This is a genomic window from Methanobacterium sp. (assembly GCF_016217785.1).
In the GTDB taxonomy this organism is placed as follows: Archaea; Methanobacteriota; Methanobacteria; order Methanobacteriales; family Methanobacteriaceae; genus Methanobacterium.
This window is the reverse complement of the sequence record NZ_JACRGA010000002.1, coordinates 64,405-81,309: the sequence shown is the minus strand read 5'-3', so window position 1 is coordinate 81,309 and position 16,905 is coordinate 64,405. Positions and strand designations below refer to the sequence as shown.

General features: G+C 35.1%; 14 protein-coding genes. 9 read left to right on the top strand and 5 right to left on the bottom strand.

Annotation, left to right across the window (positions count from 1 at the left end; all coding sequences use genetic code 11):
• Nucleotides 1–134: 134 nt before the first annotated feature.
• A complete protein-coding gene (locus HY987_RS00610; RefSeq protein ID WP_292754349.1) occupies nucleotides 135–995 on the bottom strand; it encodes an alpha/beta hydrolase in 861 nt (286 codons plus the stop codon).
• Between the two features lie 1,011 nt (nucleotides 996–2,006).
• Here HY987_RS00610 and HY987_RS00605 point away from each other — a divergent pair.
• The 5 genes from HY987_RS00605 to HY987_RS00585 all read left to right on the top strand — a co-directional run bounded on the left by HY987_RS00605 (nucleotide 2,007) and on the right by HY987_RS00585 (nucleotide 7,342).
• Nucleotides 2,007–2,171: a hypothetical protein gene (locus HY987_RS00605; protein ID WP_292754346.1), complete on the top strand. Its 165-nt coding sequence runs from the start codon at nucleotides 2,007–2,009 to the stop codon at nucleotides 2,169–2,171.
• Between the two features lie 310 nt (nucleotides 2,172–2,481).
• Nucleotides 2,482–2,937 (top strand): hypothetical protein, encoded by a 456-nt coding sequence (locus tag HY987_RS00600; protein ID WP_292754343.1) that lies wholly within the window; start codon nucleotides 2,482–2,484, stop codon nucleotides 2,935–2,937.
• A gap of 19 nt (nucleotides 2,938–2,956) precedes the next feature.
• Nucleotides 2,957–3,355: a hypothetical protein gene (locus HY987_RS00595; RefSeq protein ID WP_292754340.1), complete on the top strand. Its 399-nt coding sequence runs from the start codon at nucleotides 2,957–2,959 to the stop codon at nucleotides 3,353–3,355.
• A gap of 359 nt (nucleotides 3,356–3,714) precedes the next feature.
• Entirely contained in the window at nucleotides 3,715–5,397 is a 1,683-nt protein-coding gene (locus HY987_RS00590; protein WP_292754337.1) for a serine hydrolase, read from the top strand.
• Between the two features lie 271 nt (nucleotides 5,398–5,668).
• Entirely contained in the window at nucleotides 5,669–7,342 is a 1,674-nt protein-coding gene (locus HY987_RS00585) for a serine hydrolase (RefSeq protein ID WP_292754335.1), read from the top strand.
• A gap of 44 nt (nucleotides 7,343–7,386) precedes the next feature.
• Here HY987_RS00585 and HY987_RS00580 read toward each other — a convergent pair whose 3' ends face one another.
• Nucleotides 7,387–7,848 (bottom strand): putative immunity protein, encoded by a 462-nt coding sequence (locus HY987_RS00580; RefSeq protein WP_292754332.1) that lies wholly within the window; start codon nucleotides 7,846–7,848, stop codon nucleotides 7,387–7,389.
• Between the two features lie 332 nt (nucleotides 7,849–8,180).
• Between HY987_RS00580 and HY987_RS00575 the strand changes: the two genes are divergently transcribed.
• On the top strand, nucleotides 8,181–9,248 hold the full coding sequence (locus HY987_RS00575; protein WP_292754329.1) for a CapA family protein: 1,068 nt from the start codon (nucleotides 8,181–8,183) through the stop codon (nucleotides 9,246–9,248).
• Nucleotides 9,249–9,303: 55 nt separating this feature from the next.
• On the opposite strand, the gene HY987_RS00570 is transcribed toward HY987_RS00575, so the two are convergent.
• Nucleotides 9,304–9,543: an MTH865 family protein gene (locus HY987_RS00570; protein WP_292754327.1), complete on the bottom strand. Its 240-nt coding sequence runs from the start codon at nucleotides 9,541–9,543 to the stop codon at nucleotides 9,304–9,306.
• A 174-nt stretch (nucleotides 9,544–9,717) separates the two neighbouring features.
• Between HY987_RS00570 and HY987_RS00565 the strand changes: the two genes are divergently transcribed.
• Nucleotides 9,718–10,452 carry a winged helix-turn-helix domain-containing protein gene (locus tag HY987_RS00565; protein WP_292754324.1) on the top strand — a complete coding sequence of 245 codons (735 nt, stop codon included), beginning with the start codon at nucleotides 9,718–9,720 and terminating at the stop codon, nucleotides 10,450–10,452.
• A gap of 108 nt (nucleotides 10,453–10,560) precedes the next feature.
• On the opposite strand, the gene HY987_RS00560 is transcribed toward HY987_RS00565, so the two are convergent.
• Together HY987_RS00560 and HY987_RS00555 are read right to left on the bottom strand one after the other, a co-directional pair.
• Entirely contained in the window at nucleotides 10,561–13,602 is a 3,042-nt protein-coding gene (locus HY987_RS00560) for a PAS domain S-box protein (RefSeq protein ID WP_292754321.1), read from the bottom strand.
• A 243-nt stretch (nucleotides 13,603–13,845) separates the two neighbouring features.
• The gene (locus HY987_RS00555; RefSeq protein ID WP_292754318.1) at nucleotides 13,846–15,528 is read right to left on the bottom strand and encodes a SulP family inorganic anion transporter; all 1,683 of its coding nucleotides are present in this window, start codon (nucleotides 15,526–15,528) and stop codon (nucleotides 13,846–13,848) included.
• Between the two features lie 505 nt (nucleotides 15,529–16,033).
• Between HY987_RS00555 and HY987_RS00550 the strand changes: the two genes are divergently transcribed.
• Nucleotides 16,034–16,318, top strand: coding sequence for a winged helix-turn-helix domain-containing protein (locus HY987_RS00550; RefSeq protein ID WP_292754316.1), 285 nt, complete (start codon nucleotides 16,034–16,036; stop codon nucleotides 16,316–16,318).
• A 23-nt stretch (nucleotides 16,319–16,341) separates the two neighbouring features.
• Nucleotides 16,342–16,635 carry a hypothetical protein gene (locus HY987_RS00545; protein WP_292754313.1) on the top strand — a complete coding sequence of 98 codons (294 nt, stop codon included), beginning with the start codon at nucleotides 16,342–16,344 and terminating at the stop codon, nucleotides 16,633–16,635.
• The last annotated feature ends 270 nt before the right edge of the window (nucleotides 16,636–16,905 follow it).

Genomic DNA, 16,905 nt, shown 5'->3' with positions numbered 1-16,905 from the left:
ATTAATTGTAGGACACCTTTATCTGCAGTATTAAGGTGACCGTCAAAAGGCCTTAAAATGCTAATAAATGGATTTAAACATTAAAATAAAAATTTAAGTGATTATGTATTTATTTCTTTTATATTTTAACATTTTCAGAAAAACCGTTTTAATTCTTGTGCTATGGGCTCTGGGTTGCCGTAATCCTGGGCTGATCCATGATCAAGGCCCTGGAGTTCAATCAGATTAGAATGGGGCAATACCTTGTTCAAGGTGTCTTGAGTATCTCTTAACAAGGGTTCAGTTTCGCTGCCACGGAGCAATAATACTTCTGCAGATACATTTTTGTAATTTTCAAGTGTTCCTTCAGTTTTTTGGACGATTTCCAGTTCATTGTGCAGTGTAGGGAGAAGTTCCTGGAGTGTTACATCGTCGCCTTTGACTTTCCATGCATCCAATTTTAATGCCAGTTTAAAAATTGGTACCAATAGAACATCCGGTGTGATGTTTATTACCATATATTTACCTGAATCCTTGGTTAAACTTTCCATTGATGCAGCCACGTTGCCTTCGGCTATATGCTTGTTATAATGCTCTATCATGGTTTCAAATTCCTTGAGCCCTGGCTGGCCAAAGAAAATAAGAGGCTCATAAGCAGCTATTTTGTGGATGTTTGGATTAGATATTGATGCATGCAGTGCAAAAAGCGCACCATCTGCAGTTCCGAAGACAAAATGAGCGCCGGTTTTTTTAAGGAGAGCATCAAGATCTTCATCTTCTTTTCCTATGTTGTAATTATCACCAATTGGCCCACTCATACCACGACCACGGCGATCTGGAATATATACTGTAAATTCATCTGAGAGGAGAGTGCCAAGTTTCATAAGATGTTGTGATGCATTTATGCCTCCATGCAGGAGAATAATACCAGGCCCATTACCCATCTTTCGATAGCCAATCTTGGTACCGTCTTTTGAATTTACTGAACCAGTTGTGTATGACTTTTTTGTAACCATAAATAAATAACTCTCCTTATAAAACCTTTAAACAATATTCCTATTAATATTCGACTTGTATCTGATTTGATATTCAATTAATGTTTATAAATAATGTTTAATTTCAAAGTTTTTGAATTTTATCATTAATTTTCATTCTATTCCGGAATGCGTATGCGGACATCTTTATCTCCAGTGTAGGCTGAACATGGACTATTACCTCTAAAAATTCGTTTTAGAGTTAATTTTTTTTATACTTCAATTCTTTAATTATGAGGAATTTCTTTCCAATTATCTTATTTAAATAAATAAAAGTGGAATTATTCCTAGAGGATCCAAATCTATAATTTGACCAATTCGGATTCTATTGTTAAGTTTAACTCCATTTCCATTAAGTAAACATGGTGCTTGCAGTAAAACTGGGTGGTAGTTTAAGAATCTTAAATAATGATAAAATACATAATATAACAAGAGGGAGTGTGAAAATGTCTCAGAAAACAAAACGTAACTATTGCGCTGGATGTAAAAAAGAAACTATTTGGGATTATTATGAGGCTCGAGGTGGATTTAGTCATTGGAAATGTCGAGATTGTGGGGAGAAAGAAACTTTTTGAACCAATCACAGGTCCAATAGGAAATAATTCTCATTGATATCATAAAGAACATAAGTAACCCTAAAATCTTCGTCATTCATTAATTCTAAATTCAAATTAGAATATCCAAAATAATACAATAATCTTATCAGTAGAGGGGTGTGTTAAAATTATTGACAAAAAAGAACTTGTAGATCTGATAGAAAACTCAGAATCAGAGAGGATAGAAGGAGATAAGGATATTTGGGAGAAACATATTTATTTAGACGACAACACGGTTTTAATCATTGGTTACGAAGAAGAAGAGGAAACTGATAAGCAAGATCCTGAAGAAGAAACCATTAAAACCTATTATTGGTATTGGGAGATTAGAGATTCACAGAAATGGAATGTTGTATTTGAAAATCATGATAAAATTTTTAGTTTCTGTGAATCTGAAATGGGAACATACAGTGATCAAGATCGGATAGAAGACGTAGTTGGCGATATAGATGAGGCAGAAATATGTACTTGGAGTGAAAAAGATTTGATTGAAGATATCTCTGAAGATATCGCAGATAAAGTACTTGAATGGCTATCATCTCTCCAAAGAGGAGAAAAATAATCAAATATTATAATTACTACTATATATCATGGTAATTAACGTGATACTCCGCAGTAGTACGAATAATTGACCAAATCCTTTCTTTATATCCAAATCTTGAATTTATCTTAAATTATATTATTAATTTTCAATATTAAGAGGATAATAAAATGCAATTTGATTATGCAGCACTTGTGATGGTAATGATTTTAGCCACATTAGTGGTCATTATCTTAATTAAATTGATCTATAGGCATAATCCACACTATAGTGAGCTCTTTATGGGGGAGAAATTGTCCTTTTTCACCGTGCAGAGAGATATAAAAGAAGAGTGTGGAGATTTAATCTGATCGAAGAGCTGAAAAATCAAAAAACTAAAGGAAAAATCATTGGTGAATTAGAACTCAAAGTGATTTGTGGAGAATTCAGCGATGGTAAACGAGAGATAATTAAACACGCAGCGTATCATAAATTTGGTTCAATAACTATTATAAGCGGTCCTAAAGTATTTTCTGAGGATAAGATGGAAATTTACACCCTTCTTGATCAATATAAGAACGTTGAATATTTAATCTTGCCCAGAAGACCTACCAATCATTTCATGATTTTTAATAAAGATCATTTATACATTGAAAAGCCCCATAGACACAACGATAGCCGGGGATCGGTAGGGGTAAAGCAGGCGCAGCTTGAGTTGATTAATAAGTATGATGAAGCTTTTAGTAAAATGATGGAATATGCTCGTCCCTTAACTAAAGAAGAAGTGTTCCAACAAGAGTGCCATTAAATCTATTAAAGGTGAAAAAATGGATATTAATACGATAATATCTGGATTTCTGGTTTTAAGTGTAGCAGGATCTTCCCTATCTATAGCAGCTTATTCTTCATTTAAGGATAGGGCCAGTGACGACCAAAAATTATTATTAATCATTGCCACCTGCTTTATTTTCGCATTTTTAGTCGCTTTCATTTTATCTTTTACTAATCTTGAAAATCTCACTTTCTATCAATATTTATTAGCTTTAATTTTCTTTGTTTTGATTTTCATGGCTGTATTATCTATTATAGGATTTGTTATTCATCGTTTAATGGTTGATCAGAAATATAAAGATGATGAATTAAAGTCAGCTATAGTAATTATTGAATCAAGTAAGGATGATTTAGATAGTTCAATAAGTTTATTTGAATCTGAAAAACAATTTTAGAATAAACTAGATAGTATTATTCTAATTGGCCGAGATCTGATAAAAAGACCAAAAATTGTATAATTAGGACAATTCCGTATATTCTGTGCCACTGGCGGGTGGAAAACTTCTGACTACTTCAAGTTTCCAATTCCATTTCAAGCCTTTATTTTTATTCTATCATAAAAAATACGTTAGAGATACTTTTTTTCGGGGCAGTGTAGGGTGGGCCCGGACCATAAATGGTGATAAACTTAAAGTAGAATTATTCTATATTTTTTTTAAGAAACTAATTTTTATCAAAAATTAATAACATAAACTTTATTTACTCACATTAGTTAGTAATAACATCTATGATAAACAGTAAATTAGGGGGGATATTGTTATTTGGAGGTATTGTCCTAGTTTGTTTCATCGCTTTTTTCAATCCCAACCTGAATCCACCTAACACTTTAAATGATAGTCAATTAAATAGTTCAAATTCTCTAGATTCCAATGACACATCACAGCTCCAGCCTAATAATCCAATAAACAATAATTATTTAGTTAATAACGTTTTAGCCACTTCTGTAATATCTTATGAGTCAACAGACAGCATACAACCGCAACCATCTCCTTCTTATTTAGATAAAGTTTTAGCAAAGTTCGATATTTATGTGGAGAAGTTTTTCAGAGAAAACCTGATTCCTGCATCTGCAGTAATTATAGTAAAGGACGGGAACGTAATTTACCAAAAATGTCTGGGAGTAAAAGAATATGGAACCCAAGATCCTGTAAACGAAGACACTCTATTCCAGATTGGCTCATGCAGTAAGGCTTTTACCTCAGCGAATATTGCTCAACTTGTTAATTTAGGCATCATGCACTGGAATGACACTGTGAGGAGTTATTTCACCCCTGAAGAATTTCAGTTGTACAGCGCTACAGTTTCTGATGAAATTACCATAAGAGACCTGTTATGCCATTGCAGTGGACTGCCTGCCAGTTCTGGTGATCAATTATGGATGTACTTTAATTATACATATCCCGATGTTCTATACCGAGTACGTTATATAGAAAATAACACAGTCTTCAGAAGCACTTTCCAGTATAATAATATAATGTATTGTCTCGCAGGTGAGTGTGCGTTTCGTGCTGCTAAAAATGCGGGTTTAGAATACCCTTCATGGCAGGAAATGATAAAAGAAATGATTTTTAAGCCTATGGAAATGAAAACTGCCACCGCAGACTTCTATGAGTTTTTAAATTCATCTAATCGAGTCCATACCTATGTAAATATAAATGGAACTATAACCGAATGGGGTCCTTTAAATGTTGATGAAATTAAAGGTGCAGGTTCTATTGCTTTTTCTATTAATGATATGGCTAAATGGCTCGAATTACAGCTTGCAAATGGGAATTATAATGGAATACAGCTGATATCCAGTGAAGAATTGACAAAAACAAAAACACCACAGATTAAAATGGATGGCAGCACATGGTATGGGTTTGGTTGGGGAATTACATCTAATGGAATTATAACTCATTCTGGAAACGTTCCACCATCTAAAACTTTGATATCATTGGATCCTGCCAATAATTTAGGTTTTGCAGTAGTATCTAATGAAGATACTTATGGAATAGCATTTAATAAAGCCTTATATTTGTTTTTTATTAATTTGTATCAGACCGGCCAAGTAGACGAGACAATTTGGACCGAACTTAGAGATAGTGCTACTAAAACATCTCAAGACACTACAGGCAAACTGCCAGATCCACCATCACCTCCTGAACCCGCAAAGAATTTGAGTACATATGTGGGTGTTTATAATAATACTTTCTACGGTAATGTAAATGTCATATCTGGCGATGGAAAACTGATTTTATTAATGGGTAACAGTACTGAACCTACTAATTTAGAGCATTGGAGTGGAGATGTGTTTAAAATTGTAGATAATCCTTTTTCGTATAATACTGCTGTAAATTTCACTTCTATAGATGGTAGTGGGAAAGCACAGCAAGTTAAAGTGGATTATATTGAAAGCGGTTATGGTGTGAATGGTACTTTTAATCGGACGAGTTAAAATTTAGGAATAGGTGATTAATATGGATAATAAGAGTTTAGGGGGGTTAACCGTAAGAGTTTAGGGGGGTTAACCGTAATCATTGCATTAGTTGCTATTCAGTGTTCAACCATACAAATAGTACTTAAAAAAACAATATTTCCATTTGTTCATGGGATTAAATGACATGATATAAGTGTATATTTATTAGTGTGTATGTTATTTTTTTTAGTAAAGACTATAATAAGTTACTGACAAAAAATAGTATAATTATTTGTTGGGGGGTAAATGAGTGGATAATAAAGTATCAGCAGGAATTATAATTGGTTTTGTATTAGTAGGGGTTTTTGTAAGTGTTTTGGTTTTTAATCCTCTAAATCCTAATATATCTCAGGTTGATAATGTGATTAACACGGTTAACCAAACTGGGAATAATTCCACTAATAGTAATGATTTTATTCCTTCAACTACTTTCTTAACTTTTATTCCTTTCTCAGGGGTTAATAGTCCATCTTCATCTCCAGTGACTCCCTCACCAAACCCTGAACCTACTCCTGATCCAATGAATAATGTACTCAGTATTTTTGATGCATATTTCAAATCCAAATTCACTCAATCAGGAATACCTGCTGCTGCGGTAGTCATAGTTCAAAATGATAAAATAATTTACATGAACTGTTTAGGAGTTAAAGATTTAGCTTCAGGAGAACCAGTTGATGAAAATACTTTATTTGGAATATGTTCCCTCACTAAACAGTTCTCAGCAACTAATGTAGCACAATATGTGAGTAATGGTTTAATGAGCTGGGACGACCCCATAACTAAATATTTTTCATCCCCTAGTGAATTCCAGTTATACAGCAACGAAGTTACTACTAATTTCACAATCAGAGATTGTCTAACTATGTGTAGTGGGCTAGAGGAAAATAGTGGAGATGATTATTATACATACTTCAACGAAAGTTTTTCCACTTCTCTTTATAATCTCCGATATATTGAAAACATTACCCCATTCCGCTCTTCATATGCTTATCAAAATTTACTTTATGCATTGGCAGGTTTTTGTGCAGCAAAGGCAAATAATAACACATGGAATGAGCTAATTAAAAGAGATCTCCTTGATCCATTGGGAATGACTACTACCAAAACAAGCTACTGGGATTTCATTAACTCATCAAATCACGTGACTCCTTATACACTTCTTAAAAACGGCACTCTCAAACCATATGATATTATTCCTGATGGTGTTGGACCAGCAGGAAGTTTGTATATGTCAATAAGTGAGATGGCTAATTGGCTTAAGTTCCAGATTGCTGATACAGGATATTACAATAGCCAAAAAATATTAAATAAAACTGAACTAGATGAAACACGAACCGGACAAACCAATAAAAATACAAATCCCCCTTCATGGTACTGTATGGGATGGCACATAAGAGCAGATGGTACTTTATATCATGAAGGAGCTAGTGTTGGTCAATATACACACCTTACACTTTATCCTTCTAAAGGTTTGGCTATAGCAATATTCACCAATGGAGGAGAGTATGGTGTTACCCTTAAAAAAAGCTGCAATGATAAATTCAAGAATTTAATAAATGGTGATTTTAACACGGATACATGGACTCCCTATTACAACTGGGCCACTGATGAACTAAAACCTAAACTTCCAACACCACCTATAGTAGATCAAACACTACCTTTAAGTGGTTATGTGGGTGTATATTCCAACGATTTATTTGGTAATATAAACTTAACAACATCTGATAACACTTTATTTTGCCAGTATGGTGCGGACAGCAGGACTTATGAGTTAAAACATTGGAACTACGATGTTTTCGAAGAACAAACGAATAATCACTTTTTCAACTTTACAGATATCTATAGTGGAACCACTCACCAGGTAGACGTAAAATTAACCAATACGCCAGAAAATGTGACATTTAACCGCACAGAAACTCCCTAAACTCCTATATGTGCACATTTTAAGTATAACTGACCCCTCGAGTTTCATATCTTTTTAAATCTGGGTGCTTTCCTTGCACTTAAGACTAGATCTTTAATTTCTGGTGGCAGTTTTTCATTTTGCCATTTTCGTTCTGCATCTGGTGATTTACATGCATTTTTCGTCGCTTTCAGAGCATACCACGCTGCTCCTAAGGAATGATCAGCCATATGGGCAGTTGCAACAGCGTGTCCAATAGAACGAGCCACTAAAATCGTAGTCGGGTTTGAGGATTCGTTTGCCACTGTAATTGCGCCTAATGAAGCTTTTCTCGCATCACCAACTGAAGCATTCCCTTGTCGCCACAATTCAGCCACATTCAGTGCGTTTTTCAGCCGATCATCTATTTCACAGGAAAGAGGTAGTACATGCTCTGAACAGTCACAGGCCCATTTTATTAACTGATAGTGTTGTTCCTTTTTTAAGGGCCCGCCCCTATGTTCTGCTATAAATCGTTTGTCTCGCATTTTTACCTTCTAACTAAATGTTCGTCAAATCATTTTGTAATTATGTAATTCTCATGTTTCCGGTTATGATTGTGTAAGCGGACATTTTCAATAGCAATGTAAGTGTTCAGCCTGGTCAATCTGTCTTAAAATTATTTTTAAAGTTTATATGGGCTGGTAGTTATACTCAATTAATTAATATTTGGTATTTAATGGTATTTTTAGCTGAAGGTGGACAACTTCTGATTATTGGTTTATGGGTTTGAATACTCCATAATATAAATAAATAAGAAATACAAAAACTTGTTTATAAAGTTCCCATTAAAGTGCAGTAAAGATTAGGTGTTATTAATATGGTTAAAAAGGTTTATCTGGTGCTGATTTTATCTCTGGTACTTTTAATATCCTTCTCATCAATGTACCTCTGCCAAAGCCACAGTGAACCTCAAAAATCAAAATCAGAGGCTTCAAACATAACCATTTTTTTAACTGGAGATGTGATGTTTGATTTTGCAGTTGATCCTCTTTTGGATAGTAATGTGGACGTTTTTGGAGATTTAACACCACTTTTTAAAATGTCAGATCTGGTGGTTATAAATCTCGAAGATCCGTTCACCAACTCCAGTAATAATTTAAAAACTGTTGTTCCTGTAAAAGCCGATCCAGAACATGCCCACATACTGAAAGATGACAATGTTAATGTGGCCTGCCTTGCAAACAACCACATCATGGACTACGGTGAATCCGGACTTAACGATACCTTAAGAACCCTGGAAACCTATAACATCACAACTGTGGGGGCTGGTAGTAACCTCCAGGAAGCATCTAAACCCGCATATTTTGTCATAGACAACCGTACCATAGCCATTCTCAACTTTTTTGATACAACAACCTTTCAAGAGTTCTCAGAATCAGAGTTACCACCAGCCACAGCTAACACTTCTGGATTTGCACCTGCAGAGTGGAATGTAATAAAAGAAAATGTAGACCAGGCAAAAACTCAAGCAGACACTGTTATTGTGGTTTTCCATTATGGAAATGAGTATTCAACTTCACCAAATGAGTATCAACAGAATCTATCCCGAAAATGTATAGATGAGGGTGCTGATCTGGTTGTAGGAAGCCATCCTCATGTACTTCAAAATGTGGAAAGTTACAAGGGAAAGCTGATCTTCTACAGTTTAGGCAACTGTGTTTTTGACCAGACCAATCCATCCCCCAAGGAGTCGATGGTCGTGAAATTACAGGATTTAAATGGAAATCTAACCGCTATTATATACCCCTTCCGAATTACAAATTCTTGTCCCCGTTTTATGAGTACTCAGAATGCTGAGACTTTCCTGAAGACTATAAAAACACAATCCAATGCAGATATAAAGATAGAAGATGGCAAAGGTATTATAAACCTTGATAATAGTTAATATTATAAAAAAGCCCATACTAGAATGTCTCTGGTTCTAAAAAATAAGGGTTATTCTATAACCCTGCTCTTTCAACAATCACGTCTGCAACCTCTTCTGCTGATTTAAATGGGAAGTCATCAGCAGTTAACACTTGCCCTGCATCACCTGCTTTCAGTTCAACATCTCCAGACTTGCAGGTAGTTTCGGCTCCGTCTGGGAATGCTGATAAGAGGGATTCAGGTGTTCCTATTGGAAATTTGGCTCCTGCCAGCGCTCCCACAATCTGTGCGTGTATTTCTTCTTTAACTCCCATTTTTATCATCTCCTTGGTTGAATACTATTAACTATCGTTAATTATAAATATATACTAAACCGTCATTAAAATGTACTAAGTGCACTTTTATGCACAAATGTGACCTTAAGGGTCAACAAAGGAACCTTTATTATCTACTGCCCAAATATAAAATACATGGAAAATGTGAATAAGATGAATAATTCCAAAATCTATGATACTCCGGCTAAATTAGAAGCAATACACCGTGATATAAAACGATTAATGGAAAGGTCCAATCAGGAATATTTAGATCTAATGATGGCGAATTTAAGGAAGGATTTTATAGATTCAATAACTGCTTATATTAATGATGATATCAAAAAGGGTCTGGAGGGGGGAATGGTGGATCCATGCCCCATGAGGGACACTTGCAAATCAATATTCACTGATTTTCTTGAGGATAATTCAAAAAACATACGGCGGGGAAATGTTTCAGATGAAGTTATCACTGGAAAAAGGGATGAGTTTAGCAAAATAAGAAAACAGGCATCCTTTGATAATTGTGATATTTGTTTCAGTGAAGTTAATTCTCTTTTTGAAAAACAGTTAAACCTCATAGGTTCCTTACAGATATACAATTCTAACGATGAAAAGAAAACAGAAATATCTTCTATAAATGAGGAAGAAATCGTTAAAACTGTACTCGAGCCTTTGTCCAATAAACAGAGACTGCAGATACTAAAATCCATGACCTCTAAAACCCATAGCTTTTCAGCCCTTTCTGAATTAACTGGGCTTCGTGGTGGTAACTTGCTGTTCCACATCCAGAAACTCCTGGAAAGTGATCTTATCATCCAGCGACATGAAAGAGGGGACTACATGATCACCAAAAAGGGATTTAATTTGATGCTGGTGCTTGCTGATTTTCAACAGTACTCAGAAGATTAAACTGCCGCTTAAAAAAATTAAAAAGTACTGCTAATTTAAACAATAACCTGATCAGGCGTTATTTAACCTTTTTTTTATTGATAAAGAGTTTGGAAAATGATCAAATGATTATTTGTATTGTTCTTCAAATGTTATTTTAAATTCGGTTCCATTATCTCTATTTAATTCAATAGTACCATCGAGTTGGTTGGTTAAGTTATTAACTAACTGTAAACCAAGTGTGGATGTGTTTTGGAAGTCCAGATCCTCAGGGAATCCCACACCAGTGTCACTCACTACAAGAACAAATTTATCACCCTCTTTGTGGAAGTCTATCCTGATTTCTCCCTCTCCACCCTCAATCTCTCTACCCTCAATGAATCCATGCTTCATGGAATTAGTCAAAAGTTCATTGACAATTAGGCCCAGGGGAACGGTTGTGTTGATATCTACCATTAATTTATCCGCATTTATATTAAGCCTAACCTTACCGGGATCCGTTATGTAGGTATGGAAAAGGTCATTAGCCAGGGTTCGGATGTAATCACCGAAATCAATCCTTTTTAGATCGGTAGATCTGTATAATCGTTCATGAATGAGTGCCATAGATCTGGCACGGTTTTGACTTTCCTTGAAAATCCCCAGAGCTTCTTTATCTTTGATATACTGAGACTGGAGGTTTAATAAGCTGGAAATAACCATTAAATTATTCTTAACTCTGTGATGTATTTCTTTAAGAAGCATCTCTTTTTCTTCAAGGGATTCTTTTAACTTTTCTTCTGCCTTTTTGTGCTCTGTAATGTCTTGCACAGCCCCATAAACACGTGCACTTTGGCTTTCAGTTGCCGGGATTACTTTGATATGAATTGCCACATTACGTGTCTCACCATCCCTGCGAATAATCCTGTTTTCAAAATCCGTGCCAAAGGCAGGTTCACGAATAGCAAGGGACTTTTTCATCCCCGTTGCGATAAATTGAGCATCTTCAGGGTGTACATATCTCTTTATATAATATTCTATTGGCATGTGATAACCGCCTTCATTCTCTGCGGTTGTGCCCAGCATAGAATAGAATTTATCATTAAATATAAACATCTGGTTATAGGGATCGAGTTCCCAGTTGGCCAGATGCGCTAAATCCATGGCATTGGACAGGCGGATTCGACTTAATTTAAGTGCATCTTCCGCCTTTTTACGTTCAGTTATATCGCGCGAAATTGCAAGACAAACTTCACGCCCTTTATAAGTGATAAGATGATTGTTAACTTCTATAGGTATTCTTCTTCCGTCCTTAGTCAGGTGCACTATTTCAAAAGTGTTATGACCCTTTTCAATGAGCACCCGAGCATTTCCCGGCATTTCCACCCGTTTTTCTGGAGCCACTATATCTGGAGGACTCATATTTAACAGTTCATCTCTGGTGTAGCCTAATCTTTCACTAGCCACATCATTCACTTCTAAGAATTTTCCAGGCATACCATCATCGTTCATCACGTTTAAGGAGATCATATCGTTAGCATTATGGAAGATTCTCCTAAATTTCTCTTCACTTTCTATTAGGGCTTCTTCGACTTTTTGTCGTTCTGTTAAATCCCGGATAATGGATGTGAAATAAGTATCTTCACCTGATTTCCAAAGTGAAAGTGACATTTCACATGGAAATTCAGTTCCATCTTTTTTTAAGCCAATAGCCCTGGATGTTTGGCCTGTTCTATGCAGTTTTCCTGCTTCAAGTGATTTCATTCCCTTTATATGCTCCTTTTTATGTCCTTTGGGAATGAGGATAGATACTGGTTTATCAGAGAGTTCAGAAGCAGAATAACCAAAAAGTTCCAGGAAGCTAGGATTAAAAAATGAGATAATGCCCTCAGAATCCGTGGTAATGATTGCATCTATAGCAGACTCGGTGACAGCGCGGAATTTTTCTTCACTTTGCCTAAGATTTGAAAGGGCTTTTTGTCGTTTGGTAATATCAATACAAAAAACAGTAAGGCCTATTATGTCCTTGTCAGATTGTATGGGGTTATATATATTCTCCCAATATCTCCGGCTGAGGCTTTCCGCCCCATACTCTTCAATTTCTATGAAATTTTCACCAGACAGTGCCCGTTCAAAATTAATTTTAGCTTTCTCCTTATCATCGGGAGAAGAAACATAATCTAACATGCTCATGCCAATCTCAATGTTTGCTCCCCAAATATTTTTCATAGTTTGACTGTGGGCCTGGTTAAAGAAGATGTATTGATAGTCACGGTCCAGTGAAAAGGCAATTATATTTTCAGGACCTTCAAAAATTGAATTAAAAGTAGCATAGGCACGTTTTAATTCTTCTTCTGTTCTTTTGTGGGCAGTGATATCCTCAACCATTTCAATAGCTGCAACAACATTACCTGCATCATCTTTTATGGGTGAAGAAACAATTCGAAAGTTGATTATTTCATCACCTATAGGAGTATCTGTTATAGATTCATGAACTTTTCCATCTTCTAAAGTCTTATATGTTGGGCAATAGGTGCAGATATTTTCCCGGGGAGGATCATTAAATGCTTTAAAGCAGATAGGCTTTCCTGAAATATCTATATTGGGGAACCATTCTTTCATCTGGTTGTTCAAATCCCAAATTTCCATATTTGGACTTATGAAAGCTACTCCAACACCAATACTATCAAAAAGAGTTCTATATTGTTCTTTGGAGGACATTAAAGCATTTTCAATCGTTTTCCGCTCAGTAATGTCACGAACATAACTTAAAACAAGTGGGTTGTTCTCATATTCAATAATCCGGGAATGTATTTCCACAGGCATCTGGGAACCATCTTTACGGAAATGAGCTGTCTCAAAAATAGATTCTTCTTTTTCCATTAAATCTTCAATTCTGGGTTCTATCAGTTTTTCATATTTAGGTACATCCAAATCATGAATATTCATCCCCATTAACTCTTCTTTAGTATAACCACGTGTTTTATAAGCAGCTTCATTCACATAAACAAAATTTCCATCAAAATCATGTAAAAAAACAGAATCCGTGGCTGAATCAAGAAGTTGTATCATGAGCTGTGACTTATCTAATTGAAGCTCCTGATCAGCGAGTAGTTTCTCTAAGTCAATTATTCTTTGCTGCAGTGACTTTAATTCATTTGAAAGATTTTTTCCATCATTTGAATCTTTCACTTCAAACCCCCAATTTCCAAGGCATAAATAGTGAATATCTATTTTATATTATAGTTTTCAATGAATAAAACAATTTGTATATTACTAAAACAATATTGATTGTTACAAATGGCACTTTAAATCATCTGGGTCTTTTTAAATTTATTTGAAAACTTTAATTTTCATTATGAAAGGTAGAGTGTTGCTTAATAATGCAAAGAATTTTTTGCTATTTTTTAAGGGGTTATAATATTTTTTAAAAATCTAATTACGAGTTTCCAACTCCCACATCTCAATACAATCTTCGATGGTCAAAGAAACAGTGCTCTCCACAATTTCTTCTTCTAATTTCGTTTTTTGAAGAGAATCTTTCAGTGGGCCGTACATATTGGCTGCTTTAAGTTTAATCCCCCTCTGTTGTAGTTCATCATAGAGGCCCTCCAACATCTCAGTTCCAGAATGATCAATGAAAGACGTGGCCTCAAAATCTAGAATAAATAGTTTAGTATCTTTATATTCATGATCTATCAAGTTAAGAATGTTATTTTTTATATCTTCAGTATTTAAGAATATTTGAGACCCATCCACCCGTACTATAAGTATTTCTGGAATTATTTCTGCTTCCGGGCGTCTTTTTATATCTAAAAACTGGTCTTTGCCGGGCATTTTCCCCAAAACTGCGATATGGGGATTGTACATTTTTTTGATCAACCCCACTACCGATAGTATCACTCCAATTACAATACCTTCCAACGCACCAAAGAACAATACCGATAGTAAGGTTATGATGGCAATAATGAATTCTATCTTGCTAAAATTATAGATATTACGCAAATGAGGTATGTCCACCAGTCCTTTTATGATGAATAGTACAATAGCTGCCAGTATGGTCTCGGGTAAGTTGGTGAAGATTCCGGTCAGAAATACTAAAACCAGGAGAATAACTAATCCTGACACACCTCCTGCGAGTTGGGTTTTAGCCCCACTATCATTATTTATTGCAGTTCGTGATAGTGCCCCGGCTACAGGTAACCCCTGGAACAACCCCACAGCGATATTTGATGCTCCTAAAGCTAATAATTCCTGGTTTTTATCAATTTTATACTTGTTTTTTGCCGCATATTCGGCGGCAAATAAATATCCTTCCATATAACTTATGAGAAAGACAGTGGCGGCCAGTGTAATTAAAATATTTACATCTAATAAAGAAGGATCGGGAATTACAAGGGAGGGTAATCCCTGAGGGATGTAACCCACTACTTTCACTCCTAAAGAAGTTAGATTAGTAATAGTAATGAGTATAGTTGATCCCAAAACCAGGAAGAGGGTGTTTGGTAGTTTTGGGAATTTTTTGGTGGCTAAGTACAAAAATAGGATTCCAGCCACACCCACAGCAAGAGTGGGTAAGTTAGTTTGATCTATATGGGATAAAAAGTAATATATCCGTTGGAAAAAAGTCCCCGATCCCCCGTATATTCCAAATAATTTGGCGATCTGACCAGATGCAATGAATAATGCTATTCCTGCTAGGAAACCGGTTAATACTGGTTTGGATATGAATTTAACTATAAACCCTAATCTTAAAGCCCAGGACAGTATTGCCAGAAGACCAGCAATAACTGCCACCAGAGATGCAATCATGGCATACTGGGCTGCATTGGGGATCATTAAAGAACCCAGTGTAGAACCAACTAAGATAGAAAGGGTGGAAAGGGGGCCCACAGATAGCTGGCGGGATGTTCCAAAGATTACATAGACTAGAACAGCAACCATTGCCGAATATAATCCAACTTCTGGTGGTAAATTAGCTAAAGATACATATGCAATGGATTCTGGAATTAAAAAAGCACCTACAGTAATTCCGGCTATAATATCCGGCCGCAGCCAATCTTTATTATAGTTCCTGGCCCATTTGGTAATGGGGAGATATGATGAGAAGGATTTCATAATGGATCATGCACAATTATTCTAGGACATTTTTAACAATAATATCATTTCTCTTTTCTCCTAAAAAATCTTCTGCGGGTTTATTAATGTATGTAGCAATTCTGATCTACTTAAACAAAAACATCAATCATACTCTTCAATACTACTTCCGGCATATTGACTTATTGTTTTAGGAGACAAGGTAAAACCTCATTTAGTTTTATAATCTATAATCTAATTTTTATAATCTATATATGATCAGTATATTTTACCATAATCTACGAAATCCCCATCCATACGTTATTCTTCTGATTTTTAAAGGAGTAAACTTAATTAAGTATAAATCCTTTGATTACAAACTTAATATTAAGTAAATCATGGAGTATTTTCCCATAACTTATTATTATTAATAATAATTATATTAAGGAGATTACGCATTTAATGTGATAGGATTAATCTAATAATTTGTAGGTCATGCATTAGGGATGATTTAGTTAGTGTATTTATATGATAATTTAGTGATATTATGGAAGGTTTACTTTGGTGGCTGATAGCTGGAACGCGTGGGGGGATAAATCGCGCCAGGATAATAAATGAACTCAATTCCAGACCATATAATGCCAATCAACTTGCTAAGTGCCTTAAATTAGATTATAAAACTGTTAAACATCACTTGAATGTTCTGGTAAAAAATAATATCGTGATGACCTGTGGTGAGGGGCAGTACGGGACGGTTTACATGCTTTCTGGTGTAATGGAGGAAAACTTCGATTCATTCAAACAGATATGGAAGGAATCTGAAAAAGAATAGACATAATAAAGGAGCGGATTGGAATGGTTTTAAGATATCTGGGTATGGCAGTGGCATTGGCCAACATATCAATTATAATAATTTTACTTTCCATCTACTGGAAGAATTACAGGAAGTGGAAATCAGAATATACACTGGGGCTTTTGATATTTGGAACTTTCTTACTAATCCAAAATCTGCTTTCCATGGGATTTCTGGCTCCCCCACCTCCTCCAATGCCCTCTGGAGTAGAACAAGGGACTGATTATTCTCTCTTACTTATTAATATAAGTCAGTTAATAGCCTTAAGTGCACTGCTGAAGATAAGCTGGAAATAATCTTATCCCCTCCAATCAACTCATCTTTCCTTTTTTTAATTATGATTTAAATTTATCAAATTACTAATTTATTTCTTATCCAATGCATGTTTTTTTATTCAATTTCACGTCTTTTTCTTGTATTAATCCCCTTATATCTGGTCAATATTCCTAAAAATTTATTCAATAATTTTTTTAGAGATTAGTATCCCTCAGAACTTTATTTACTCTATTAAGCATTGTTTTTTAGATCATTTGCACGGATTTTTTTTAACATTACCTCAAGTTTCA